Origin of the sequence: Burkholderia sp. AU31652 (genome assembly GCF_002223155.1) — a bacterium.
Taxonomy (GTDB): Bacteria; Pseudomonadota; Gammaproteobacteria; order Burkholderiales; family Burkholderiaceae; genus Burkholderia.
This window is the reverse complement of record NZ_NKFG01000007.1, coordinates 68211-92935: the sequence shown is the minus strand read 5'-3', so window position 1 is coordinate 92935 and position 24725 is coordinate 68211. Positions and strand designations below refer to the sequence as shown.

24 protein-coding genes are annotated in these 24725 nt (G+C 68.1%); 10 read left to right on the top strand and 14 right to left on the bottom strand.

What is annotated here, in order from left to right:
- The first annotated feature begins 139 nt into the window (after positions 1-139).
- Entirely contained in the window at positions 140-1324 is a 1185-nt protein-coding gene (locus CFB40_RS32390; RefSeq protein WP_089433607.1) for a tetratricopeptide repeat protein, read from the top strand.
- Positions 1325-1427: 103 nt separating this feature from the next.
- On the opposite strand, the gene CFB40_RS32385 is transcribed toward CFB40_RS32390, so the two are convergent.
- Together CFB40_RS32385 and CFB40_RS32380 are read right to left on the bottom strand one after the other, a co-directional pair.
- The gene (locus CFB40_RS32385) at positions 1428-1619 is read right to left on the bottom strand and encodes a DUF2964 family protein (RefSeq protein WP_089429557.1); all 192 of its coding nucleotides are present in this window, start codon (positions 1617-1619) and stop codon (positions 1428-1430) included.
- A gap of 11 nt (positions 1620-1630) precedes the next feature.
- Entirely contained in the window at positions 1631-2110 is a 480-nt protein-coding gene (locus tag CFB40_RS32380) for a universal stress protein (RefSeq protein ID WP_089429556.1), read from the bottom strand.
- 295 nt (positions 2111-2405) lie between these two features.
- Between CFB40_RS32380 and CFB40_RS32375 the strand changes: the two genes are divergently transcribed.
- Both CFB40_RS32375 and CFB40_RS32370 read left to right on the top strand, forming a co-directional pair.
- Positions 2406-3167, top strand: coding sequence for a 2-keto-4-pentenoate hydratase (locus CFB40_RS32375; RefSeq protein WP_089429555.1), 762 nt, complete (start codon positions 2406-2408; stop codon positions 3165-3167).
- A 158-nt stretch (positions 3168-3325) separates the two neighbouring features.
- Positions 3326-4738, top strand: coding sequence for a 3-deoxy-D-arabino-heptulosonate 7-phosphate synthase (locus CFB40_RS32370; protein WP_089433606.1), 1413 nt, complete (start codon positions 3326-3328; stop codon positions 4736-4738).
- Positions 4739-4783: 45 nt separating this feature from the next.
- Here CFB40_RS32370 and CFB40_RS32365 read toward each other — a convergent pair whose 3' ends face one another.
- The 3 genes from CFB40_RS32365 to CFB40_RS32355 form a co-directional block, all read right to left on the bottom strand.
- On the bottom strand, positions 4784-5836 hold the full coding sequence (locus CFB40_RS32365) for a helix-turn-helix domain-containing protein (RefSeq protein WP_089433605.1): 1053 nt from the start codon (positions 5834-5836) through the stop codon (positions 4784-4786).
- Positions 5837-5985: 149 nt separating this feature from the next.
- A complete protein-coding gene (locus tag CFB40_RS32360; RefSeq protein ID WP_089429551.1) occupies positions 5986-6321 on the bottom strand; it encodes a hypothetical protein in 336 nt (111 codons plus the stop codon).
- A 32-nt stretch (positions 6322-6353) separates the two neighbouring features.
- On the bottom strand, positions 6354-7871 hold the full coding sequence (locus tag CFB40_RS32355; protein WP_089433604.1) for a hypothetical protein: 1518 nt from the start codon (positions 7869-7871) through the stop codon (positions 6354-6356).
- A 455-nt stretch (positions 7872-8326) separates the two neighbouring features.
- Here CFB40_RS32355 and CFB40_RS32350 point away from each other — a divergent pair, with 455 nt between their 5' ends.
- Together CFB40_RS32350 and CFB40_RS32345 are read left to right on the top strand one after the other, a co-directional pair.
- Positions 8327-10498, top strand: a complete 2172-nt coding sequence (locus CFB40_RS32350) for a hypothetical protein (protein ID WP_089433603.1) — start codon at positions 8327-8329, stop codon at positions 10496-10498.
- Positions 10499-10505: 7 nt separating this feature from the next.
- Positions 10506-11222, top strand: coding sequence for a DUF3142 domain-containing protein (locus CFB40_RS32345; RefSeq protein ID WP_373452701.1), 717 nt, complete (start codon positions 10506-10508; stop codon positions 11220-11222).
- Positions 11223-11265: 43 nt separating this feature from the next.
- On the opposite strand, the gene CFB40_RS32340 is transcribed toward CFB40_RS32345, so the two are convergent.
- On the bottom strand, positions 11266-11640 hold the full coding sequence (locus CFB40_RS32340; protein WP_089433602.1) for a gamma-glutamylcyclotransferase family protein: 375 nt from the start codon (positions 11638-11640) through the stop codon (positions 11266-11268).
- Between the two features lie 58 nt (positions 11641-11698).
- A complete protein-coding gene (locus CFB40_RS32335; protein ID WP_089433601.1) occupies positions 11699-12349 on the bottom strand; it encodes a LysE family translocator in 651 nt (216 codons plus the stop codon).
- 165 nt (positions 12350-12514) lie between these two features.
- Between CFB40_RS32335 and CFB40_RS32330 the strand changes: the two genes are divergently transcribed.
- Complete coding sequence (locus CFB40_RS32330) at positions 12515-13435, top strand: LysR substrate-binding domain-containing protein (RefSeq protein WP_089429546.1); 921 nt, start codon at positions 12515-12517, stop codon at positions 13433-13435.
- 112 nt (positions 13436-13547) lie between these two features.
- On the opposite strand, the gene CFB40_RS32325 is transcribed toward CFB40_RS32330, so the two are convergent.
- Together CFB40_RS32325 and CFB40_RS32320 are read right to left on the bottom strand one after the other, a co-directional pair.
- Positions 13548-14384, bottom strand: a complete 837-nt coding sequence (locus CFB40_RS32325; RefSeq protein ID WP_089433600.1) for an alpha/beta fold hydrolase — start codon at positions 14382-14384, stop codon at positions 13548-13550.
- A gap of 156 nt (positions 14385-14540) precedes the next feature.
- Positions 14541-15371, bottom strand: a complete 831-nt coding sequence (locus CFB40_RS32320; protein WP_089433599.1) for an oxidoreductase — start codon at positions 15369-15371, stop codon at positions 14541-14543.
- Positions 15372-15465: 94 nt separating this feature from the next.
- Here CFB40_RS32320 and CFB40_RS32315 point away from each other — a divergent pair, with 94 nt between their 5' ends.
- Positions 15466-16437 carry an AraC family transcriptional regulator gene (locus CFB40_RS32315; RefSeq protein WP_089433598.1) on the top strand — a complete coding sequence of 324 codons (972 nt, stop codon included), beginning with the start codon at positions 15466-15468 and terminating at the stop codon, positions 16435-16437.
- 33 nt (positions 16438-16470) lie between these two features.
- Here the strand turns inward: CFB40_RS32315 and CFB40_RS32310 are convergent, their stop codons facing one another.
- On the bottom strand, positions 16471-17361 hold the full coding sequence (locus CFB40_RS32310; protein WP_256976946.1) for an NUDIX hydrolase: 891 nt from the start codon (positions 17359-17361) through the stop codon (positions 16471-16473).
- An 11-nt stretch (positions 17362-17372) separates the two neighbouring features.
- Between CFB40_RS32310 and CFB40_RS32305 the strand changes: the two genes are divergently transcribed.
- Complete coding sequence (locus CFB40_RS32305) at positions 17373-18230, top strand: PhzF family phenazine biosynthesis protein (protein ID WP_089433596.1); 858 nt, start codon at positions 17373-17375, stop codon at positions 18228-18230.
- 27 nt (positions 18231-18257) lie between these two features.
- Here the strand turns inward: CFB40_RS32305 and CFB40_RS32300 are convergent, their stop codons facing one another.
- Positions 18258-19421 carry an aldose epimerase family protein gene (locus tag CFB40_RS32300; RefSeq protein ID WP_089434005.1) on the bottom strand — a complete coding sequence of 388 codons (1164 nt, stop codon included), beginning with the start codon at positions 19419-19421 and terminating at the stop codon, positions 18258-18260.
- A 106-nt stretch (positions 19422-19527) separates the two neighbouring features.
- On the opposite strand from CFB40_RS32300, the gene CFB40_RS32295 reads away from it, so the two are divergent.
- Entirely contained in the window at positions 19528-20205 is a 678-nt protein-coding gene (locus CFB40_RS32295) for a hypothetical protein (RefSeq protein ID WP_089433595.1), read from the top strand.
- A 186-nt stretch (positions 20206-20391) separates the two neighbouring features.
- Here the strand turns inward: CFB40_RS32295 and CFB40_RS32290 are convergent, their stop codons facing one another.
- Entirely contained in the window at positions 20392-21297 is a 906-nt protein-coding gene (locus CFB40_RS32290; protein ID WP_089429539.1) for a helix-turn-helix domain-containing protein, read from the bottom strand.
- Positions 21298-21418: 121 nt separating this feature from the next.
- Between CFB40_RS32290 and CFB40_RS32285 the strand changes: the two genes are divergently transcribed.
- Positions 21419-22327, top strand: coding sequence for a LysR family transcriptional regulator (locus CFB40_RS32285; protein ID WP_089429538.1), 909 nt, complete (start codon positions 21419-21421; stop codon positions 22325-22327).
- A gap of 168 nt (positions 22328-22495) precedes the next feature.
- Here the strand turns inward: CFB40_RS32285 and CFB40_RS32280 are convergent, their stop codons facing one another.
- Both CFB40_RS32280 and CFB40_RS32275 read right to left on the bottom strand, forming a co-directional pair.
- Positions 22496-23989, bottom strand: a complete 1494-nt coding sequence (locus CFB40_RS32280) for a mechanosensitive ion channel family protein (protein WP_089433594.1) — start codon at positions 23987-23989, stop codon at positions 22496-22498.
- Between the two features lie 105 nt (positions 23990-24094).
- Positions 24095-24508 carry a DoxX family protein gene (locus tag CFB40_RS32275; RefSeq protein WP_089433593.1) on the bottom strand — a complete coding sequence of 138 codons (414 nt, stop codon included), beginning with the start codon at positions 24506-24508 and terminating at the stop codon, positions 24095-24097.
- Positions 24509-24725 lie beyond the last annotated feature (217 nt).

Here is a 24725-nt window from a genome sequence, read left to right as displayed (position 1 = left end):
CGGGTTCCGCATTGAACTGCGCTGGACGATCCGGCCATCCGTATCAATATGCGCCGCCGGATATCAAAGGCTGCGTGGATCGTCCAATGCAATTCCGGCCGTCGTCAATCACACCATTACCAACAAGAACCGAAATTTCATGACATCCCGTCTTCTCGCCGCGCTCGTTGCCGCGGCCTTGAACTGCACCGCCCTGCCCGCCGCGTACGCACGCACCTACATCGCGCCGACCGCGTCGCTCGGAAAAGGGGCTTACGTTCACCAGTTCGTGCTGCGCGACCCCGTCACGCACCAGCCGCTGCCGAATGCGCGCTACCGGCTGTTCCTGCCCGGTCAGGTCATCGCGGGGCTACCCGTCAAGCCGGAGGAGCATGACAGCGTGATCTTCGGCACGACCGACGCGGCCGGGCGCACCGTCCGGATCCGACTGCCGAAGCTGCATCCGGAGAAGCAGTGGGTGTTCAACCCGATCGTCGGCGACGGCGATCTCGGCGAATCGTTCCGGCTGGTCGAGCCGGGCGGCTCGGCACCGATCGGCCATTTCCCGTACGTGCTGGACGTGGAGAACGAATACCTGGCGTGCGGCTATTCGGATGCGAACGGCTACACCTACTACGCGCAATCGCGCACGCCGCGCAACGTCAATCTTTACGCCGGCACGCTGGCCGGGTCGGCCGACACCGACTGGTGCGCGGGCGCGGGCCTGACCATCGCGAACAGCGCGAATGCGCCGGGCGCGCCTGACCTCTACACGCAATACCTCGGCAGCCTGGTCGCCAACCGCGACCGGATCAGCAGCGAGTTGCGGCAGCAGATAGTCGCCAAGCTGCTGTCGCTCGCGATCGCCGAACGCGATGAGGGGCGCGTGGCCGCCGCGCTCGATCTCGACAGGATCCCCGACGATCGCCGGAACGACATCGGCTATCGGCTCGCCGACGCCGGCGTCGCAGTCGAGCGCGGGCTCGCGATGATCGACGCACATCTGGCGGAATCGCCGGACGATGCGTATGCGCTCGACAGCAAGGGCTGGGCGCTGTATCGCCTCGGCCGCAACGACGAGGCGCTGACGTGGTTCGACCGCTCGATTGCGATCTTCGCGAAGGGCGGCGACACGGACAAGGACGCAAGCGAAGCCCATGCGACCGGGCTGACGCACAAGGGCGAAGTGCTGTGGAAACTGGGCCGCCAGGATGAAGCGCGCGAGGTGTTCGCGCAGGCGCGGAAGATTCAGCCGAAGAACGACGAGCTGGCGGAAACGTTGAAGCGGCTGGCGATACGGATCGGGCAGGACGACACGAAGGCGCCGGGTACCGCCAGCGAGTAAGTGGAAAAGCCGCGCGGCAGCGACTGTCGCCGGTCTTGCGGAAAGCGGTTGCCGGCTGCCTCCCGCCCGCTCGGACGCAAGCAGCCGTGCGGGCCTGCCCGCCTCACTCTTCGCCCTTCGCGCCCGGGTTGAGCATTACGACGAAGCCGGCCACGCCGACGACCAGCGCGATCGCGCCGCCGTGCAGCGCCATCGCGTTGTCGAACAGCAGCCCCGACACGACGGCCATCATCCCCGCGAGCGACACGAACACGGCGATCGCCGCGACGACGACGCGGGACTGGCGGCGGATCATCGCGCGCCGCGTCAGGCAGCCGCGGCGGTAGCCGCGACGTCGTCATCGTCGCCGCGAATCAGCAGCACCGGGCACTTCGAGCCGCGCACGAAGCGCTCCGCGACGCTGCCGAGCAGCACGCGCCGGATCCCGCGCCGCCCATGCGTGCCGACCACCGCGAGATCGAACCCGCCTTCCTTCACGTAGCGCTGCAGCCGCTCCGCGATGTCCTCGCCGATGCTTTCGGTCTCGACGAGTTCGGCCTCGCCCTTCGCGCCGGCCAGCGCGATGATCTGCTCGGCTTCGCGCAGCACCTTGCGCCCGTCGTCGCGGATCTCCTCGACCAGTGCGTGCGGATCGAAACGGCCCGCGTAAGTGAACAGCACCGACTTGTCCACCACATACACGACGCTGACGTGTGCGTCGCCTGCCAGCGCGACCTTCACTGCCTCGGCAAGCGCCTGCTTCGACGAAGCGCTGCCGTCGACGGCCACCATGATCTTCTCGTACATGCGAACCTCGCTGGGGTGAGTTGCCACGCGTCCGATCGCGCGGCCTTGTCACCATCATCGGCGGATGGCAGGTTCGAATGTTGATGGCGATCAAGGTCGACCGGACACCGTCCGTGCGGCAAAGCGTCGCGACGTGATGCCGCTACCGCTCGCTTGCGGCCAGGTCGCAAACCCGGCTGACACGGAAGCCGACGCAGCGGGATCGAGCGGTCATCGTGCCGAAAGCGCTATCATCGAATGTGCGACTTTCGTCCGGCCCTTATTTGCCGGCCCACATTCAACTCGCTCAACCGACATGACAACGACTACCGAACGCGTGGACGGCGCCGCCCAGCATCTCGTCGCCGCCCGCCATGCCGGCTCGCCCGGCCCGCTGCTGCCCGATGCGCTGCGCCCCGAGGACGTCGAGACTGCGCTCGCGATCCAGCAGCGCGTGGCCGACCTGCTCGGCGAACCCGTCGGCGGCTGGAAATGCGCGCTGCCGCCGCCCGACCGCGTGATCCTGGCGCCGATCTTCGCGTCGACGATCCGCGAGGCCGATGCGCCGTACCGCGTCGTCGGCGGCCCGATCGTACGGATCGAACCGGAAATCGCGTTCGTGCTCGATCGCGACCTGCCTGCACGCGAACAGCCGTACGACGAACAGGACGTGCGCGCCGCGATCCGCGAAGTGCGCATCGTGCTCGAAGTGCTCGGTTGCCGCTATGCGGAGCCCACGCGCGCGTCGAAGTTCGAGCTGCTGGCCGACGGCCAATTCAACCAGGGGCTGTGCGTCGGCCCGGTCGTGCCCGACGGGCTGAACGTGCCGCTCGAGACGCTGGCGCTGTCGTTCGAAGGCGCGCTGAACCGCACGATCGACGGCCGCCATCCGGACGGCGATCCGCTGAAGCCGCTGGTGTGGCTCGTCAATTTCCTCGCGTCGCGCGGCGATCCCCTGCGCGCCGGACAGATCGTGACGACCGGTTCGTACGCGGGCGCGATCGACGTGCCGCTCGGCGATGCGCTGACGGTGCGCTTCGGCGAACTCGGCAGCCTGTCGGTGACGTTGACGGCGTGATGCGTGGGGTGTGCGGGAGCGGTTGCGCTGATCGCTGACGCGCAGGTACGCCTGCGCCGTCGTGCCGACCGACCCGGCGTGATAACGTTGCACATCATCATCGCGTCCACCACACCCTACCCCCGGGCCCGCGCATCGCCTTCAAGCCGATACCGACCATGTCGCTGACACCGCTTCCCGCCCTGCTCGACGAAATCCTGCACACCGTCGCGCGCCGCTACCGGCTGCCGCCGCTCGACAGCACGCTGTCGCCGGCCGACGCCGCGAACCCGGCCGCCACGCTCGCGATCGTGATCGAGGAAGCGCGCCGGATGCGAAGCGACGGACGGACGCCCGACGCGGCGCTACGGCAGCGCTTCATCGACGCCCTCGCGCGGATGATCCGCGATGCAATGGACACGCACGCCGGCGATCCCGCCTTTCAGGCCGCGGTGCTGCGGCACGATGCGCCGAGCGTGCGCGAATACGCGTCGTTGTCCGCGCACGCCGAGCAGGACCGTCGCGCGCTGCACTCGGCCGTCAACGCGATCGCGCACCCGGCCAAGCTCGAGCGCAGCGCCCGCCCCTGGCAACGCGACGGCCTCGCGCGGCTGCATGCGGCCGCCACCACCGCGTCGTGGGCCGACCTGCACGACACGCTGCTGCACCTGCTCGCGCTGCCCGACATGGCGACCGACGCCGCGTTCGAGCAGGACATCGTCAAGCTGAAAGACAGCCCCGCGCTCGAACGCATGCTGCGCGTCGCCGCACTGGCATCGGACGAGCACGTGCGGCGCTACCGGGCGCTGTGGGTGCGCCAGGGCCCGCTCGAAGGCAGCACCGTCGCCGTCGCGCAGGGCGTCGCGTCGCAGCAGCGCGGCGCGGCCGTCGAAGCGCTGGCCGCGCAGGCGCTCGATGCGCTGGCGCGCCGGCTCGACGCCGTCGACGCACGCCGCACGTACCGGGTGGTGACGTCGATGCGCGTGCCGTCATCGATTCCGGGCCGCCACGATCGCGCGAAAACCGAATGGGACGCGATCCTGCTCGAACGCCCGCGCGGCGATGACCCGGCGCCCGCCTGGAACGTACGCTTCCTCGTCGAAGCGAAAGCGTCCGCGGATGCCGCGACGACCGATCTGCCGCGGCTGCTGCGCGGCCTGAACCTGCTCGCGCAGGCCGACCCGGACACACTCTATGCGTTCGAGACGCACCAGGGCACGGTGCGCGTGCACGGCGCGTCGCTGCGCGCACTGACGACCGATGAAGCGACGCTGCCACGCGAAGTGCTCTATTGCTGCGATGCGTCCGCCGACACGACGCCGCGCCTGCTGGGCGCCGCCAGCCGGATGCAGTTGCTGTCGGCACAGGCGAGCCTCGAATACGCGAGCGCGCTCGCGCAGCGGCCGGATGCCGATCCGGACGGCCTCGGTGTGGTCTGGCACGCGCTGCTGACGCTGCCGCAATGGCATGCGGTGCTGCACCAGTACCCGTCGTTGCGGCAGGTCCGCGAGCTGATGGTGGCGATCGACGACTTGCGGGCCGCGATCGACGATGTCGACGAAGGCGGTGTGGCGAGCAGCGCGTACGCGTGACGCACGACACGAACCGCCGTGCGGCGGCCGGCGTGCCCCGCCCGCTCAGTTGGTGAGCACGCCGAACGGCAACGTCCACCCTGTCAGCCGGCCGCCGTCCGCCCATCGATCCTCGGCCGCATCGCATGGCAGCAGCACCGGCGCGGTCGCGCATTCGAGCGTTTCCTTCGGCGTGTGGCCGAACTCCGCCTTGAACAGCCGGTGGAAATACTTCTCGTCGGGAAAGCCGTGCGCCCACGCAATTTCCGCGATGCGCCGATGCCGGCGCTGCGGGTCGCCCAGCACGTGGTACGCATGGCGCAGCCGCCGGCGCGTGATCTGCCGCATCACGCCGCCGTCCTCCTTGAACAACTGGTAGAGCCGCGCTCTCGACACGCCGATGTCGCGGCAGATCCGGTCGGGATCGAGATCGGGCTCCAGCAGATGCACGTCGATGTAGCGCCGGACCCGCTCGGCCAGCGCCCCGTCGATCGGGCCGCGTGCGTCGTGCAGCGCCTGCGTGGTGGGTGAAACGGCCGCGGCCAGCAGCAGCAACATCGATTGCACGATGCCCGGGATCTCGTGCGTGCGCAGAGTCGGCAGGTTGCGGAACAGCGACAGCAGGTGATCGCCCAGCAGCCGCCCCACGCCGCTCGTCAGCGTCTGGCCGTGGGCCTGTGCGGCATGGCTCGGCAGCAGGTACCTCGGCACGACCAGGCTGATCACGTCGCCGGCCTCGACCCGGCAGTCGTTGACCTGCGCGACGTCGTAGACGAACACGTCGCCGGCGCGCTTGACCAGTTCGGGCCCGCCGGTGTAACTGGCCAGCCGCCCGCCGAGCAACAATGTGAAGCGGATCGAATCCTGGCCGTCGAGCCGGATTCGCCGTGTGGTGCGATTGACCCGATAGGCCGGTGCGCGCGACCGCCATTGCCGGCCCGACAGGATCAGCGGGCCGAGCGCCGCGCCGCTCGCTTCCGCGTCGAACGCGCCGTGGCCGCCGTCGTCATCCAGACGGTAGTCGCACAGCATGTCCTTGACCCAGACGTGGAACCGGTCCTGTTCGGGGTAGTCGATCGTGCGAAACTTGAAAACAGGGACGAATGCCGCTTGATCCATGACAGTTTTTTTTATCGAGCCGACACGGGAGGATAGATCGGTTCGTCGATTATCGGACCAAATTGCGCCGGCGCAAGGCCGGCGCGGCATGTCGTCCACACAAGCGGCCGACCGGCGCCCTGCAACGGGCGCCGTCGATCTCACGGCCATCAGCGTTGCGGATGGCATTCCCAGTTGTTGTACGTCGGCCGATCGATCGGCGTGAGCCCCGGAATCATGAACACCGTACAGCCGAAACGCCGCCCCTTGCCGGTCGTCGCGTCGTAACCCACCTTCTGGCCACCCAGCCCGTCCTTCTTCCCGTACTGCACGTTGGCGATCGTGATCTCGTCCGACGACGCGAGGCCGAGCGTCTTCGCGGTCGACGTCTGCACGTCGACCATGTTCATCTGCGTCGAACCGCACGCGGACAACACGAGGCCGGCGGCCGCCGCGCCCAGCGCGGTCCGCAAGGTAGCAACAGTGCATTGCAAGACTTGCTTCATGGCTTCTCCTTCGAATGCCCGACGCGACATGATTACGAGCCCGGCGTATAAAAACTGGACTGGATCTGGCTGCCGATGTTCGCGGCAAACCCCTGCCAGACGAGCGCCATCGCCCCCGCCGCGTTGACGGCCAGCGCCGGCCACGTTCCATCCTGCGGATCCGCCGTCGACGTGCTCCACGCGCCGTTCCGGTAGCCGGCCACGAGGAGGACCGACGCGTTCGGCGTGCCCGTGTCCTCCCAGGCGACCGTCACGTTGCCGGCCGGGTCGATCACCAGCGGCGGGTACTGGAGCGCCGCCCCGTTCAGGTGTTCCGTCAGCTTCTGCAGCGGCCCCCAGTTTCCGCTGGCGTCCGACACGCTCGCCTGCAGCACCGCGCCGCCTTCCGCCCACATCGCGGCGGCCACGCCGTTTTCGTTGACGGTCAGCATCGGCGTCGCGATGAAGCCCGTGGGCACCACGATCGCCGGGGCGACCGGCTGCGCGGGCTGCCACCCGGTTCCGGACACATAGCGCTGCGACATCGTGGCGTTGTAGAGCTTGCCGCCCGTCACGTCGAGTTGCCCCCAGACCAGCGTGATGTTGCCCTTCGCGTCCATGCCGGCGACCGGCGAGATGATCGTCGTGAACAGGCTCGAGTTCGAGACGACCGGGTTGACGTTGGTCCAGCCGTTGGTCGCGTCGTACGTGGCCGTCCACAGCGCCGATTTCGTATGGTTGGTCTGCCGCCACGCGAGCACCGCCCGGCCGGACGACAGCACCGACAGCATCGGCCGCACGTTGTCGGTGTCGCCGGTCACGGCGTCCGGGCCGCTCTGCACCGGCATCTGGACCAGCGCCGTCGGCGACCACTGCCCGGCCTGCGTATAGCGCGACCACGCGATGCGCGTATCGAGCAGGCTGATCGACTGCGTCCAGGTGACGAGCGCGTTGCCCTGGTTGTCCATGCCGGCCGAATAGGACGACCCGGCCATGTCCGGCGCGAGCGTGACCGGCGTGCCCCAGCCGCTACCCGGGCTGTACGGGCGCGCCCACAACGCGTACGTGTTGGCGCCCGGCGTCCATTCGGTCCAGAACGCGACCGCCTGCCCGCTCGCATTGCCGACCAGTTTCGGCTGCACGCCGGTCAGCGTGTTCATCGCATGCGAACCGTCGCCCGTGTCGAGCCGCGTCGCGCTGCCCCAGCCCGAGCCCGCCACACGGCGCGCGCCCCACATTTCGTTGCCGTTCGTGCCGGCCGGGCCATTGGTCATCCAGGTGGCGAGCGCGTTGCCGCTCGCGTCGATGGTCACGCTGGGCTGGCCCTCCGGCCCGTTGCCGTCCACGGCGGCAGCCTTCGACCAGCCGGCCTGCGGTTGCGTCGTCCCGCCGCCGCCCGTCGGCCCGCCGTTCGAGCCGCCGTTCGAGCCGCCACCGGGCGAGGTCGGGCCGGAAGGCGTACCGGGCGTGTTCGGCGACGACGACGCGCCGCCGTTCGTGGCGACGTCGTCGCCGCCGCAGGCGGACAGCGCGAGCGCGACTGCCATGACCATCCATGTAATGGGTTTCATCGGGATCCTCTTCTTTTCGTGTGCCGGCGCACTCTCGTCTGCCGTTCGCCTCACGATGCCTCGCGTCGATCGGCCTATTGATAAGCAATACTATTGAACAGGCATGGAAACCGGCGTCCGCTCACCCTCAATCATGATCGACCCGGTCGTGCGGATCGATGCGAACGCCGCTTCCGGCAGACCGCCCCCGTCAGGCAGCGAGGACGACGACAGGTCGTCTATCGTCGGATGTCCGTCACTGCCGGCTGCATCTTAATTCAGGCGGTCCGGATTCAAGGTGGCGTTGCGTCTACAGTAAGTGGACTTCCATTTCGCCGGCCCGCATTCGATGCGGCGATCGGCCGGCCTGCGCGCGCTCGCGGCCGAAGCGACCAGTGAGGTACGATACGCGCCGGGGCGAAACGCCTCACCTGAGAGACCCGGCCGCTGCGGCCCCACACCCGGCACAAGAAAAAATGCCTAAAAGCCCATTGCTGCATCGAAACCTGTTCGCCGCGCTGGCGGTCAGCCTGTTCTGGATTCCGGCGGCCCATGCCAGCTCGGACGATAGCTGCGAAGCGCCGGTCACGCTCCGGCAGAACGCGTACTTCTGCGGCAACCTGCCGATACTGAGCCCCGCCAACGACACGCGTATCAACGCGATGCTGATGATGGTCGACAGCACCAAGGTCGCGCAGGCGTTTCCCGACCCGAAGACGATCCCGGCGAAAGACCGGATCCACCAGATCATCGTGCCGTTTCCGATGGACTTTTCCGGATGGATCTCTATCGGGCAGAAGACGCCCGACAAGACCGGCGGCGCGGCGCAGACCGAAACACCGTCGAACCAGTACGCCGACGGCGAAGGCAGCATCTGCCGCAGCATGACCTCGGGCGCCGACGCATTCAACGACGCACTGGGCAGTGCCGGCGGCCTCCCCGCCGACGAAGCCGCGCGCCTGCGCGCAGCGCGTGCCGACATCGCGCAGAAGACCTGCGCCGCCGGCGGCGCGAGCGCCGCGTGGACGAAACCGCCGGTCAAGTCGCCGCTCGGCCAGCAGTTCGCCGCGTACCTCGACGGCACGAACGCGTTCTACCGCGCCGACTTCCTCACCGCGACCCGTGCGTTCGCGAGCGCGTCGCACAGCGCGAACCCGTGGCTGAAGGAAACCGGACTCTACATGACCGGGCGCGCGCAGTTGAACGCCGCGCAGGCCAACGTGTTCGACAACGACAGCCCCACGCCGTCGCGCGGCCGCGTGACGAAGGTGTCGCTCGACGCCGCGAATACGGTGTTTCGCACTTACCTGAAGGTGTACCCGCAGGGGCGCTATGCGACCTCCGCGAACGGGCTGCTGCGGCGGGTCGCGTGGCTCGGCGGCAACGTCACGCAGCAGGCCGACCTGTACGGCCACGCGCTCGCGCGCTGGTCGCCGGCGACGTCGAACGTGCCGCTGATCCAGCTGGCGAACGAACTCGACAGCAAGCTGCTGTTCGGGTCGGAATTCGACGCGAGCCAGATCCAGTCGCCGACCGTGCTCGCGACCGTCGACCTGCTGCGCATGCGCACGTCGGAAAACAGCGACTCGAGCCGCGCCAAGCCGCTGACGCTGGACGACCTGCAGGCGCAGAAGCCGCGCTTCGCGAACGCGCCCGCGCTCTACGACTACCTGCTCGCGACCTGGTACGTGCAGATCGGCCACAAGCCGGACGCCGCACTCGCGTTGCTGCCGCAGACGCCCGCCGAGCCGCTCGATTACTTCGGCCTGAGCCAGCAGGCGCTGCGCGGGTTCGCGCTGGAGGATAGCGGCCAGTCCGACAAGGCGCGCCAGCTGTGGCGCGACCTGATCCCGCTCGCGACATTCCGCTTCCAGCGCGAGGCGCTGGAACTCGCGCTCGCGATCAACCTGGAGCAGGCCGGACTCGTCAACGATGCGTTCGCCGACGATTCGCCCGTGCAGAACGCCGCGATCCGCGCCGTGCTGCTGCAACGCTCGGCCAATGCGGACCTGCTGCGCGCCCAGGCGCAAAACCAGGCGACCGGCGGCGCGCTGCGCGACACCGCGCTGTACACGCTGCTGTACAAGGAGCTCACGCGTTCGCATTACGCCGAATTCATCGCCGATGCCGCGCTGGTGTCCGGCAAGCCGGCCGATCCGCTGAAGCCGTTCATCGCGGCCGGCGCCAGGAACGAAGACGGTTATACGTGCCCGTCCGCGCACGACATCGCCACGGTGCTCCAGCAGAATCCCGCCGATGCGAAAGGGCTGAACTGTCTCGCCGATTTCGTGCGCCTGCACCCGCCCGCGGCCGGCCTCGAAAACGATCCGGTGCCGCTGTGGATGCGCAACGCGTCGACGACGGCCGCCACGCGCATCCCGCCGACGCTCGGCGCCGCGCCGTCCCAGTTCGCGGGCAAGCCGTTCGAGCGGATGTCGAGCTACGTGACGGTGATGGCCGATGCGCAGGCGAACCCGAACGACCGCGCCTACGCGTACTACCGCGCGATCAAGTGCTATGCACCGGGCGGCTCCAACGAATGCGGCGGCAAGGAAGTACCGAAGAACGTGCGCAAGCGCTGGTTCGATACGCTGAAGGCCAGCTACGCGGGGAGCCCGTGGGCGCAGAAGCTTCGCTACTACTGGTAAGCGCCGCGTGACGCGCATCGCATGCCTGGCGTGCCTCGCACTGCTGCTGGCCGGACGCGTCGCACTGGCCGGCACCGTCGACGCCGCGCGGTACGACGCGTTCTGGCTGTGGGCAGGCGTGAAGCCGCAGGCGGTCGTGCACGGCGCACGTGCCGTCTACGTGCTGCAAGGGCAGATCGAGGCGTCGCCGCGGGACGAGTCGCAGGTCCGCGTGATCGCGCAAGGGGTGGCGCTGCCGCCCGCGCCGCAGGCGCGCGTGTGGCTCGTCTATCGCGCGCATACGCTACGCTGGACGCCGCGCGTCACGCAGATCATGCTCGCGCAACTCACGCGCTGGCGCGCGTCGGGCCGCACGATCACCGGCATCCAGATCGACTTCGATGCGCGCACGCGCCACCTGCAGGATTACCTCGAATTCCTGCGGTCGCTGCGCGACACGCTGCCCGCCGATTGCCGGCTGAGCATCACCGGGCTGCTCGACTGGAGCAGCCGCATCGATACCGACCAGGTCAACCAGCTCAGGGGGATCGTCGACGAGGTGGTCGTGCAGACCTACCAGGGCCGCCGCACGATCCCCGACTATGCGGACTACCTGCCGCGCGTCGCACGGCTGCAGTTGCCGTTTCGCATCGGCATCCTCCAGGGCGGCGAATGGGACGCGCCGCCGTACCTCGCGACGAATCCGTGGTTCCGCGGCTACGTCGTGTTCCTGCGCAACGACTAGCAGGCGCAGGCGCGACAGCCACGCGCCTGTCCACGCGCCGGATTCAGGCCGGTCGCGGCGAAGTCGCGTCCACGTACACCCACGCGGCGACGCCCGATTCGAGCACCACGCGATCGCGGCGATACGCGTCGACTTCGTAGTCGTCCGCGTGCTGCAGTTCTGCCGGCGTGATCGCGAACACGGTGCCGGTGACACGATCACCGAACTGGCCGGTATAAGCCACCACCGGATGATGCGTCTTCCCGCTCGTCGCCACCACTTCCGGATCGTCGATCTTCAGCATCGTCATCGCGTAACCGGGCATCGCATCCTCGCGACCGTCGAGCTTGCGGCCGAAGGTCGCGAGCTGCACGGGTTCGAGTTGCAGCGTGCCATAGGAAAAGAGGTGTTCGGAGAAAGCCGGACGGGTGCTGGACATGATCGAAATCGGTCAAGGAGTGGGAGCGAACGAAGCGTCACGCAGATCGCCGGCGGCCTTACGCGGCGCCCGCGATCGTGCTGCCGAGCCCGGCGAGCGCAATCACGAGCAGCGCACCCGCCGACGACGCCGTGATCCAGCGCTGCTTGCGCTGAATCAGCGGATGGTTGATCGCGGCCACGTAGCTGGTCAGGATCGTGAAATCGACCGCGATCCACAGTGCGGCCAGGATGGCCAGGCTCACGCGCGAATCCGGCGTGATGCCGACGAACTGCGGAAAGAACGCGACGAAGAACAGCAGGTCCTTCGGATTCGCGATGCCGACGAGAAAGCCGCGCACGACGCCCGGCAAGCCGCGCGCCTGCGCTGCCGGTTCTCCTTCCCGCGCGCCGTTGCCGTTACGCGTGCGGCCGGCGCGCCATTCGCCGAGCAGCGTCCGGACCGCCAGCACCGCGATGAACACGCAACCGGCCACATGCAACCCGGTCAACAGACGCTCGCTGACGAGCACGACGCCGAACACCATCAGCATCGCCCCCGCGATCATCACGAGGCTCGCGGCATTCGCGCCCACCGCGGTCAGCATCCCCTGGCGGAAGCCGCGCCGCGCGACGGTGCCGACCACGAGCATGACGACCGGGCCGGGTGTCGCGATGAGCAGCACGATCGCGGCGAGATAGGCGAACAGCAGCGGGTAATGAAGTGCCATGAAAAAAAGTTGTGGGGTGAATGGACGCGCGTGCCCGCCACGGTGGCATCATCGTGCTTCAGCGCACCGGATTGCACGGTTTTCTGAAGTATTGCGTACCCGGCCTGCTGTTAAAAAACGGAAAATCCTGCCGGATGACATGAGTTTTATTCCTGTTCTAAACCCATGAAGGCCAAACCGCTCCCGCCTGTCTACGCGCTGCGCGCGTTCGAAAGCGCCGCGCGCACCGGCTCGTTTACGCTGGCCGCCGAGGAACTCAGCCTCACGCAAAGCGCGGTGAGCAAGCACGTGAGGACGCTCGAGGCGTACTTCGGGCGGAAGCTGTTCGTCCGGCACGGCCCGAAAATGACCGTGACGGCGGAAGCGCACATCTTCGCGTCGGGCCTGCGGCGCGGCTTCCGGCAGATCGAGGAAGCGTGCGTGCTGTTCCAGTCGCAACGCGACGTGCTGCGGCTCAAGGCGCCGTCCACGCTCACGATGCGCTGGCTGCTCGACGCCCTGGCCGCGTTTCGCGCCACGCGGCCCGCGTTCGAGGTGCAGATCGCGAGCGTGTGGATGGACGTCGATACCGTCGATTTCTTCAGCGAATCCTACGATTGCGCGATCCTGCTCGGCGCGGGCAAGTTCGGCGAGGCCACGCAGTGCGTGAAGCTGTTCGACGAATGGCTGATTCCGGTGTGCTCGCGAGCGACCGCGACGGTCGCACGCACGAATCCGGCGGCGTGCGAGCTGATCCACCCGTCGCCCGACCGGCGCGACTGGCGCCGCTGGCTCAAGGGCAGCGGCCATGATCTCGAGGTGGACATCACGCGCGGGCAGGTGTTCGACATGCTCGAACAGGGGATCGCGGCGGCGATTGCCGGCCACGGCATTTCGATCGGCGATCTCGCGCTGTGCGCGACGGCCATCGACGAGAAGCAGCTCGTGCTGCCGTTCAAGACCGCCGTCAATACGGGGGACGCGTACTACCTCGTCTGGCCGGACGATTCCGCCAAGGCCGCGCAGGTGCGCGAACTGCTCGCGTTTCTGGAAAGCCGGCTGCCGCGCCTGACGTTTCCGGGCATCCGCTTCAACGGCCCGGGCTGAACCGCAGCGGCCAGTGATCCGGCCGCGTGGCCGACGGCGCGACGGGCGCGACCGCGCGCCGCCGGCCCGCAAGGGCAGCGCAGCCCGCCGAAGCGGGCCTGCGCTCACACTGTTACGCCTGCACGAAAGCCAGCAGGTCGGCGTTGAGGACGTCCGCGTTGATCGTCAGCATCCCGTGCGAGTAGCCCGGGTACGTCTTCAACGTGCCGTTCTTCAGCAGCTTGATCGACTTCAGCGCGGCATCCGCGATCGGCACGATCTGGTCGTCTTCGCCATGCAGCACGAGCGTCGGGACGGAGATCGACTTCAGGTCTTCGGTCTGATCCGTTTCCGAAAACGCCTTGATGCCTTCGTAATGCGCCTTCGCGCTGCCTTCCATCCCTTGTCGCCACCAGTTGCGGATCACGCCCTGATGCACGGTTGCACCTTCGCGGTTGAACCCGTAGAACGGGCCGCTCGGCACATCGAGGAAAAACTGCGCGCGATTGTCGGCGAGCGCCTTGCGGAAGCCGTCGAACACCTCGATCGGCAAGCCTTCCGGGTTCGATGCGGTTTTCACCATCAGCGGCGGCACCGCGCTGACCAGCACCGCCTTCGCGACGCGGCCGGCCGGCTCGCCGTGCTTCGCGACGTAGCGCGCGACTTCGCCGCCACCGGTCGAGTGGCCGATGTGCACCGCATTGCGCAGGTCGAGCGCCTCGACGACCGCGAACGCGTCCGCCGCGTAATGATCCATGTCGTGGCCGTCCGACACCTGCGCCGACCGGCCGTGGCCGCGCCGGTCGTGCGCCACCACGCGATAGCCCTTCTGGACGAAGAAGAGCATCTGCGCGTCCCAGTCGTCCGATGACAACGGCCAGCCATGATGGAAGACGATGGGCTGCGCGTCCTTCGGGCCCCAGTCCTTGTAAAAGATCTCGACGTGATCCTTCGTTGTGACGTATGGCATCGCGATGACTCCTGTGAGGTGGATGAACGGCGCACTGGCCGGCAGCCATTATCGGACAGGTTTGTTAAACGAGGATGCCAAGTTGCGAATGACCGTCGACGATGTCGACAACGTGGACGAACCCGCTACGGGCGAACGATCGTGCGGCACGGCACGTCAACCGTCCGTCGACACCGTCACGGCCTCCCACGCGCGGATTTCCGCGTCCAGCGCCGCCAGCTTGCCGCGTACCAGCCGCAACGCATCGCTGCCGAGCAGCAGGTGCGCGGGCGGATGGTCCGCCGCGATCGCCGCGAGCATCGCCCGCGCGGCCTTCGCGGGATCGCCCGGCTGCTTGCCGCTCTTCTCTTCGCGCGCCTGGCGGATCGGATCGAACAGCGCGTCGTAATCGGCGATCGAGCGCGGCGTGCGCAGCATCGAGCGGCCGGCCCAGTCGGTGCGGAACGAACCCGGCGCCACGGCCGTCACCGCGATGCCGAACGGCGCCAGCTCCTTGCCGACGGTTTCGGTAATACCTTCCAGCGCGAACTTGCTGCCGCAGTAGTACGCGATGCCCGGCATCGTGATGTGGCCGCCCATCGACGTGATGTTCAGGATGTGGCCACGCCGCCGTTCGCGCATGTAAGGTATGACCGCCTTCATCATCGCGACCGCGCCGAACACGTTCACGTCGAACTGCCGGCGCATCTCCGCGAGCGGCGCCTCTTCCATGATCCCTTCGTGCCCGTAGCCGGCGTTGTTCACCAGGACGTCGACGGGCCCGACGTTCGCCTCGATGTCCGCCACGACGCCGTCGATGCGGTCGAAGTCGGTCACGTCGAGCACCCGCGCGAACGCCCGCGCGGACAGTGCGTCGAAATCCTGCGCCGCCTGCGCGCTTCGCACGGTGCCGACCACCGTGTAACCCGCCGCGAGGGCCTCCTGCGCGAGCGCGCGGCCAAAGCCGCTGCTGACGCCGGTAATGAGCATGAGCTTGCCGGATGCCATGTGAGCTTCTCCCGAATGTCGATTGGAGCGTGCATACTAGTCTGACGAGCCACGTCGAATAAGCCCGATTCCGCTGATTTTCTTGCACAAAACTATGAGCGCCGATCCCGTCCCCGCCCGATCCCCGACGCTGCCGCCGCGCGACCGGAAGCGCCTGGTGGCGCTGCTGCGCACGCTGGCGCCCGACGAAGGCTACAACCTGACGGCGCTGCCGAGCGTGCGCATCCTGCGTTCGAACCGCGCGCTGTCGCGCACGCCGGTGCTGTACGACCCGGGCATCGTGATCGTGTGCCAGGGCTGCAAGCGCGGCTACTTCGGCGGCGAGCGCTATCTGTACGACGAACATCACTACCTGGCGGTGTCCGTGCCCGTGCCGTTCAGCATGGAAACCGACGCCACGCCCGAGCGCCCGCTGCTCGCGCTGTATCTGCACCTCGATTTCACGATGGCCGCCGAACTCGCGGCGCAGATCGACCGCGAAGGGACGGCGGAGCCGGTGCAGGCGCCCAGGAGCATGATGTCGACGCCGATGGATGCGACGATGCACGCGTCGGTGCTGCGTTTCGTCGAGGCGATGCACCGGCCGCTCGACGCCGCGGTGCTCGGCCCGGCACTGCTGCGCGAGCTGTATTTCCGCGTGCTCACCGGCGCGCAGGGCAGCGCGATGCGCAGCGCGCTGGCGATGCGCGGGCAGTTCGGCCGGATCGGCCGGTCACTGCGCGTGATCCATGCCGATTACGCGCAGCCGCTCGACGTGCCGCAACTGGCCGACGCAGCCGGCATGAGCGTGCCGAGCTTTCACAGCCACTTCAAGGCGATCACGCAGGTGTCGCCGATGCAGTACCTGAAGTCGACACGGCTGCATCAGGCGCGCCTGCTGATGGTGCGTGAGGACCTGACGGCGGAGGCGGCCGGCTACGCGGTCGGCTATGCGAGCCCGTCGCAGTTCAGCCGCGAATTCAAGCGCCTGTTCGGCCTGACGCCGGCGAAGGAAACGCAGCGCATGCGCGACAGCTTCGCGATTCCGGAAGCCTTCGAGGATGCGCAATTCGTGTCGTCGCATTGACGTGCGTCGGCATGCGACCGTCGACGCATGCCGTCAACGCATGGCATCGCGCACCAGACCGGCGAGCGATCTCAGGATGAGCGCCGTCACGCCCCAGATGTCCTGCGCCTGCTCCGCCCAGTACCATGCGCCCGTGCGTTCGCCGTCCGTGTATTGCCGCAGCAGATCCGGATTCAGCAGCACGGCGAACGGAAACTCGAAGATCTCCGCGACTTCCGCGGGCGCCGCCTCCCATATCGCCGTTTCCGGCACGATGCCGACCACGGGAAAGATCGCGTGATTGCGTTTTCTGGTTTTGTGGATCGGCAAGCTGCCGGCCACGCGGACCGCATCAGGCGCGAGACGGATTTCCTCGAATGCCTCGCGCAAAGCGGTCGTACCGATATCGCGGTCGGACTCGGCCGGGCGTCCGCCCGGAAAACTCACATGCGACGAGTATTCGCTGAGGTCCGACGCGCGTCGGGTCAGCAGGATCGTCGGCTCGCGCCGCGCGACGATTGGGACCAGCACCGCCGAGAATTTCCACTGGCCATCGTTGTCCGCGAGGAGTTGCTTCGCGGTCGGCCAATCGGTGCCGGCAGGAATGCCGTGGCCTTCGACGCCACGGACGATCGCGTCCAGGAGCGTTTGCGGCGAGCCGGCATTCGCTTGGTCGCCGCCGGTGTCCGGGGCGCTTCCGTCAGATCCCATGTCGTCCCCCTGCACGCTCGAACCTGCACGTTGCGGATAGTCGAATGATCGAACCGGATCTCCATCCGCAAACCGGAGACCCCGATCATGCATGAAAAACGGCCAGCCCAGATGGCGCCCTTTCATCGCATCTTGCGGGCACAATGACGCACCGCATTGCGACGCGATGTCGCCGCCGCTCTGCCGCAAGCCGCCGACAAACGTGCCCCTCGGTCCGTCGATTGCCGCACCCACACGAGATTCAAATGCCTGCCTACGCCTTCCGCCTGCTGAACGTATTCGCCGAATCGACTTTCGGCGGCAACCCGCTTTGCGTATTCGACGATGCGCGCGGCATGGACGACGCGACCATGCGGGCGCTCGCGGTGCAGTTCAACCTGTCCGAAACGACCTTCGTGCTGCCGTCGGAGCGCGCCCATGCGCGGGTTCGCATCTTCACGCCCGGTTATGAAATGGCCTTCGCGGGCCATCCGACGCTCGGCACCGCGCATGTCGTGCGCGACTTGCTGGGCGCCGGCGGCGATCTCGCGCTCGAATTCAAGGCCGGCGTGGTCGACGTGAGCGCGCATGACGACGTGTGGACGTTCACCGCGCCGCACGCAGGCATGCCGAAGACGGCGCCGTGCGAATTGTCGGACGCCCGGATGGCGGCGCTGCTGGGGCTCACGGAAGACGATCTGCTCACGTCGCCGATCTGGGTCGACACCGGCGCCGACCAGTTGCTGGTCGCGCTCAAGGATCCCGCCGCCGTGCGCCGCGCGCAGCCCGACAGCGCCTGCCTCGATATCTGGCCGACCAGCAGCCTCGGCCGCAAGACCGCCTACGTCTTCGCGTTCGATGCCGAGCGTCCGGGGACGGTGGTGTCGCGCTACTTCTTCGTGAAGCAAGGCAGCGTTTCCGAAGACCCGGGCACGGGGTCGGCCTGCGCGAATCTGGGCGGGTGGCTGCTTGCGATGAAGCGCGACCTGCCGGCCGCGTTTCAGGTCGAACAGGGCGACGCCGTCGGCCGGCCTTGCCGGTTGCGGTTGTCGGTCAATGCGAGCGGCGAAATCGGCGTGGGCGGCCGCGTGATCGAACTCGGGCGCGGCGTGCTCAACCTGTAGCGGAGACGATCCGGGCCGCGCCCCGGCTCATCGCGCCCCCACCCGCCACACCGTCACTTCGTGCAGCGTCTCGCCGGGCTTGAGCACCGTCGTCGGGAATGCCGGATGATTCGGCGAATCGGGAAAATGCTCGGCCTCCAGCGCAAACGCATCGGTTTGCCGATAGACCGTCCCGCCCTTGCCCGCGACGCTGCCGTTCAATCCGTTGGCCGTATAGAACTGCAGCCCCGGCTGCGTCGTGTACACCTCGAGGAAACGCCCCGACGCCGGGTCGTAAGCGCGCGCAGCAAACGCCGGCGCCGGCTGGCCGCCCTGGTCGAGCACCCAGTTCTGGTCGTACCCATGCGCGATGACGAGCTGCGGATAGGCGTCGCGCAAATGCGCGCCGATCGGTGTCAGCTGGCGCAGATCCATCGGCGTGCCCGCCACGCTCGCCAGTTGCCCGGTCGGAATCGACGTCTCGTCGGTCGGCGTGAAGCGCGAGGCGGCGATCTCGATCAGTTGCCGCTCGACGCTGCCGCCGGCCTGCCCGGCCAGATTGAAATAGCTGTGGTTGGTCAGGTTGACGACCGTGTCCTTGTCGGTCGTCGCGCGGTAGTCGATGCGGATCTGGTTGTCGCGCGTCAGCGTGTAGGTGACGTCAGTCGTCAACGTGCCGGGAAAGCCGTTCTCGCCGTCGGGGCTCACGTAGCGCAGCGTGACGCTCGACCCGCTCGCGTCGCTGTGCGTACCGGTGACCGTCCATACCTTCGCGTCGAAACTGCCGGGGCCGCCATGCAGCGTGTTCGGCCCGTCATTGACCGGCAGCGTCCACGTCCGGCCATCGAACGGGAACCGGCCGCCGGCAATGCGGTTCGCATACCGGCCGATCAGTGCGCCGAAATGGATGTTGCCGTTGTGCGCTTCGTAGTCGTGCAGCGAATCGAAGCCGAGCACGATGTCGGCAACGTGGCCGGTTCGATCCGGCACGTCGAGCGCGGTCACGATAGCGCCGTACGTGATGACTTTCAGCGTCACGCCGCGCTGGTTCGCCAGCGTGTACTGGCTCACCCGCTGCCCGGACGCGGTCGTTCCGTCATCCGCGCGGCTGATCGATACATCGGGCGCCGCCGAGGCGAGGTCTGCGTACAGCGCGAGCGCCCCGACCGCCCAGATCGCGAGCAGCGGGAAGCGCGGCCAGATTCGTTTCATGGCAACCTCCGATACGGTGCAATCCGTGCGCGTGCGCAAGCGGCATGCCTGCTCGCGGCCACGTTTGCTATGCTGCGCGCATCGCCCGCCCGAGCCGATCGCCGCCATGAACGCCCTCGATCCCGATATCGCGCGCACGCTGCGCGCCGCCTGCAACGCCTGCTTCGGCACGACGGCCGTGTGGCCGCTCGTCGAGCGCGCGTACGGCGAGCCGCAGCGCTTCTATCACACGCTCGCCCATCTGGCGGAACTGTTCGCTCACCTCGCGCCGTATCGTGCGAACCCGCTGTGGCCGGCCATCGAGCTGGCCGTGTGGGCGCACGATATCGTCTACGCGACGACCCTGCCGGCGTATGCGGACAACGAAGCGCTCAGCGCGCAATGGCTCGCGCAGGTCACGCACGCGCGTTGCGACGCAGCCTGGTTGCATGCGCATGCATCGCACGTGTCCGTTGCCCGCGACCTGGTGCTGGCGACGAAGTCGCACCGGCTGCCTGACGGGTTCGCCGCCGATCCGGAATTGCAGCGCGCCACGCAAATTTTTCTCGATGCCGATCTCGCGATCCTCGCGGCCGCACCCGACCGGCTGCGCGAGTACGACCGCGCAATCGCGTGCGAGTGCGCGCAGGATCCCGATGCACCGTCGGCAGCCTTCCGCGCCGGCCGGAAGCAGGCGCTCGAGCATCTGCGCGCGCAGGCCCCGTTGTTTCGATCGGCGGAATTCGCGCCGCTCGAGCCGCACGCGCAACGCAATCTCGACATGCTGATCGGCTTCTACGCATAAGCACCCTGCGCACACCGCTACAGGCGCGCGCTAATCCGGCCGGCGTGGCGCAAGCCGCGCGCCGCACGTGCGATCGCCGCTACCGCGCCCGCCCCGCACCCGGCCGAATCGAGCCGCGCAGGATGCACACGCTCCGATACCGGATGACGAAGCGAACCTCGCCTGCCCGGCCCCGCATCACGACGCTCAGGTATGGTCCGCGCGCCAGCGGCGAGGGCTGACGCCGGTCAGGCGCGTGAAGGTCCGCGAGAAGTGGCTCTGATCGGCAAAGCCGCACGCGTCGGCGATCATGCTCAACGGCAGGCTCGGATTGCGCATCCACTCCTTCGCCCGTTCGACGCGCTGCACGATGAGCCAGCGATGCGGCGGCAGCCCGGTGGTCTGGTGAAACGCCTTCACGAAATAGCTGCGAGACAGCCCGCATGCGCTCGCCACGTCGGCCAGCCCGAGGTTGCCGTCGAGATGCTCGAGCAGCAATTCCTTCGCACGGCGCGCCTGCGACGGCGTGAGTTTCCCGTACGTCTTTTCCCGTCGCTCGCTGACGCCGCCATAACGGTGGGCCACGTGCGCCTGAAACGCGAGGCCGACGTGATCGATGAACATCTGCGACGCCTCGCCCGGCCGCGCGAGCGCGGGCAGCAGCGACTGGCCGAGCGAGTGGATGATCGGATCGTGCGCGCTCAGGTGAGGCGGCAGGTAAAGCCGCGGCCGCTGCCGGCCGCCGAGGTCGTCCACCGTTTCCTCGAGCAGCGGGCGCGGCATGTGGAAATGCAGGCAGTCGAACGCGCCCTTCAGATCGGCTACCCAGTCGCGATCGAGATCGTAAACCGTGACCGTGCCCGCGCCGTACGGCACGAACGGCGCGCGGCGGCCGTCGAGCCACAGATCCTGTTCGCCGAACGGGCGCAACTGCAACACGATGAGATCCGAATTCTCCAGTTGATAGGGCGCGGTGAGCCCGCTGTTGCGGCGCAGCGTCTTCAGCCGGACGATGCTGACCTGTCCCTTCGGCAGCGCCTGCGCGACGACGGTCTGCCTGACGTCGGCCGGGATGAAATCGGAAGAAGCGTTGTCCGCCTGACGCGCAGTCATGAGTGGAGACAAGCAAGTGAATGACGAGGCGTGTCAGTCTAGCAAACCACCATGACGTGCGCTGCCCTTCGTGCGGCACGCGCTGGTATGATGCGCCAGCCTCCTCCACCCGGAACTCGCGATGAAGCTGTCATTCGAAGCGCTCGAAGCACTGGATGCGATCGACCGTACCGGAACGTTCGCCGAAGCCGCGGAACTGCTGCATCGCGTGCCGTCCGCCCTGACCTACCTGGTACAGAAACTCGAGAGCGATCTCGGCGTCATGCTGTTCGACCGCAGCGGGCGACGCGCGAAGCTCACGCACGCGGGCCGCATCGTCGTCGAGGAAGGCCGGCGGCTCCTGCATGCGGCCGAACAGCTGGAGATGAAGGCGCAGCGCGCGCAGGAAGGCTGGGAAACCGAGGTCCGCATCTGTATCGACGAGATCCTGCCGTTCGATGCGATGTGGCCGTTCGTGCACCGGTTCTATGCGCTCGAGATGGACACGCGGCTGCGGCTGTCGACCGAAGTGCTCGGCGGGGCCTGGGACGCGCTGATCTCGCGCCGCGCGGATCTCGTCGTCGGCGCCGCCGGCGCGCCACCCGAGCTGCCGAACATCATCGCGCGCCCGATCGGCGCGCTGAAACACGTGTTCGCCGTTGCGCCGACCCACCCGCTCGCCGCGCTTCCCGAGCCGCTGTCGATGGCAACGGTCGTCCGGTATCGCGGCGCGGTGATCAGCGATACGTCGCGCGAACTGCCGCCGCAATCGGTTGCGATCGACGCGGGCCAGCCGACGCTCGCGGTGCCGACGCTCGCTGCCAAGCTCGATGCGCAATGCGAAGGGCTGGCGGTGGGCACGCTGCCGGAATGCATCGCCGCCCGTGCGATCGCCGACGGCAAGCTCGTCGCCCGCAGCGTGACCGGCATGCGCGACACCACGCATTGCTATCTCGCCTGGCGCAGCGACGAGGCCGGCCGTGCACTCCTGTGGTGGGTCGAGCAACTCGATCGCCCCGATCTCGTCGATCGCCTCTTGCAGCTCGCGTGATCGCGCCGTCCGTGCGCCGCGCGCACGCGTGCTGTCTGCCTTCCGGCCTTCCCGCCTGAACGACCTGACTCGCCTGAACGCTTGCAACGCGCCGGCCCTTAGCCGCTGCGCTTGCCCGGGCGCGTGGTTCGGCGCCAGCGAAGGTCACTGACCGCGGCGCGACCCGCGTCAGACGATCGAATCGTGCACGCGCTTCATTTCCTTCTCGAGCCACGCGATCAGGCTGAATGACGCGTGCGCCTTCTCGACCGGCGGGATCATCATCCTTTCCTCGGCCGCGATGTGCTCGGTCACCGATTCGCACATCAGCCTGCCGAGCTCCGGCTTCCTGCGGATCAGCGCCGACAGGTCGTCGCTGCGCAGCTGCAGGACGGTCATCGCGGTCACCGCATGCACCGTCGCATGCAGGCGCGTGCCGGCCAGCACGACCGATTGCCCGATCGCATCGCCGGGCGCCATGCGCCGCACCTCGACGTCGCCCGACGGGCCCGGCACGAATACGGCCGCGACGCCGGATTCGACGATCGTCAGCACGCGCGTATCCGAATTCGACGCATAGATCACGTCACCCTGGCCGAACGAACGCGGGACCAGCGCATCGGCCAGCGCGGCGAGATCGTCGCCGTCGACGCGCGCGAACAGGTCCACCGCACGCAACAGCAGCAACCGGCGCGACACGTCACGTCGATCGTGCCCGTCGCGCCCGTCCGGCGCCGCTGCCGGCGCGGCGCTCGCGAGCGGCCGCCACGCGGTGCCTGCCGCGGCCAGATGCCGATGCGCGAGATCGTACAGCGCGTTGCGCACGGCCGTCGTCTTCTGCAGCGCGTCGACGTAGCCGAGGAGCTCGTAGCGGATCGCGTTGGTGCCGAACGCCTTCACGACGGCAACCGGCGCGGGGCGCGCGAGCACGTCGAGCGAACTGGCCGCCGCGCGCTCGAGCGCGCCGACCACGACCGCCGGCCGCACCGCGGGATCGACGTCGAGCGTGAGCGTCACGCCGTGCAGGCCGGACGGTTCGCTGAGGTTCACGATGGTGGCGCGGGCCGCGGCGCTGTTCGGCACGACGACCAGGTTGCCGAGGCTGTCGATCAGCTTCGTCGCCCGCCAGTTGCTCTCGACGATCCGCCCTTCGATTTCGCCGATCGACACGGTGTCGTTCAGCCGAAACGGCTGCGTGGTATTCAGCACGAGTCCGGAAAATACGTCGTTCAGCGTGTTCTGCAGCGCGAGACCGAGGATCACCGCCACCGCGCCGGACGTCGCGACGACGCCGCTCAACGGCAGGCCGAGCACGTAGCCCAGCGCGGCGACCATGGCCGCGCCGAACACGATGCCCGCGGCGATGTCGTGAAAGAGCCGCTGGCTGCGCCACGCGGGCGGCAACAGCAGATGATCGAGCAGCAGGCTGAAGACGATCGCGCATTGCAGCCACCACGCGACGCAGATGGCCTGGAGCGCGACGCGATCGAGGCCGGTGGCCGACGCGGGAACGGCGAGCGGGCTCACGCCGTGCGCGAACAGCACGGCGGTCAGTGCGGCGAACGCCGCACAGCGCCACACCGCCCGCGTCGCGCCGCGACCGCGTCCGAACAGGCGCCACGCGACGAGATCGGCCAGCACGATCGGCGCGCCGTAGAGCGCCGTGTCGGAGAGATTCAGCATATCGGAACGAAACGGAACGGAACGGAACGATGGCGACGGCAGCGTGACGGTCGGTCCGCCGTCGCTGCGACGGGATGATGGGCGCGGGCGACGCCCGCCGCCACGTTACTCGCGCCGGCGCACCACGCCCGGCAACGCATAGCGGCCGGCCCCCGCGATCGCGATCGTGCCGAACAGGATCAGCAGCATCCACGCGAACTGCGCATCGCGCAGCGACCAGTCGGGATGGACGAACACCAGCGCGACGAGCGTGATGATCATCACCGGCAGCGCGGCCAGGCGCGGCCATACGCCGACGATCATGAAGACCGGGCACACGACTTCCGCGAAGATCGCAAACAGGATCGACAGCGTGCGGCCGAGATGGAACGGATCCTCGATGGCGGCGGCTTCCGACGTGTAGTGCAGGACTTTCGGCAAGCCGTGAACCACGAGCAGCAGCACGCTGGCGGTGACGCGCAGGAACAGCAGGCCGAGGTCGGCCGCGTGGCGGGAAAGGTCGGATTCGGGAAGTTTCATGCGGCGGTTCGTCCGGTTGGGCGGGTACGCGGCGGCGCAGGTGGCACCGCACGCGTCGCGACGCCCGCGTGGCGAATGGCGTCGCGATATCTCGGCGCGCGCACAGGGTCGCCACGCAAGCGTGCCGGAATGGCCGCGCCTTACGCACGCAATCTACGCGTGCCGCGTGCCCGTGTCCTTGAGCCGCGCTGAAACGTTCTGAAGCGCGGCAGGCACA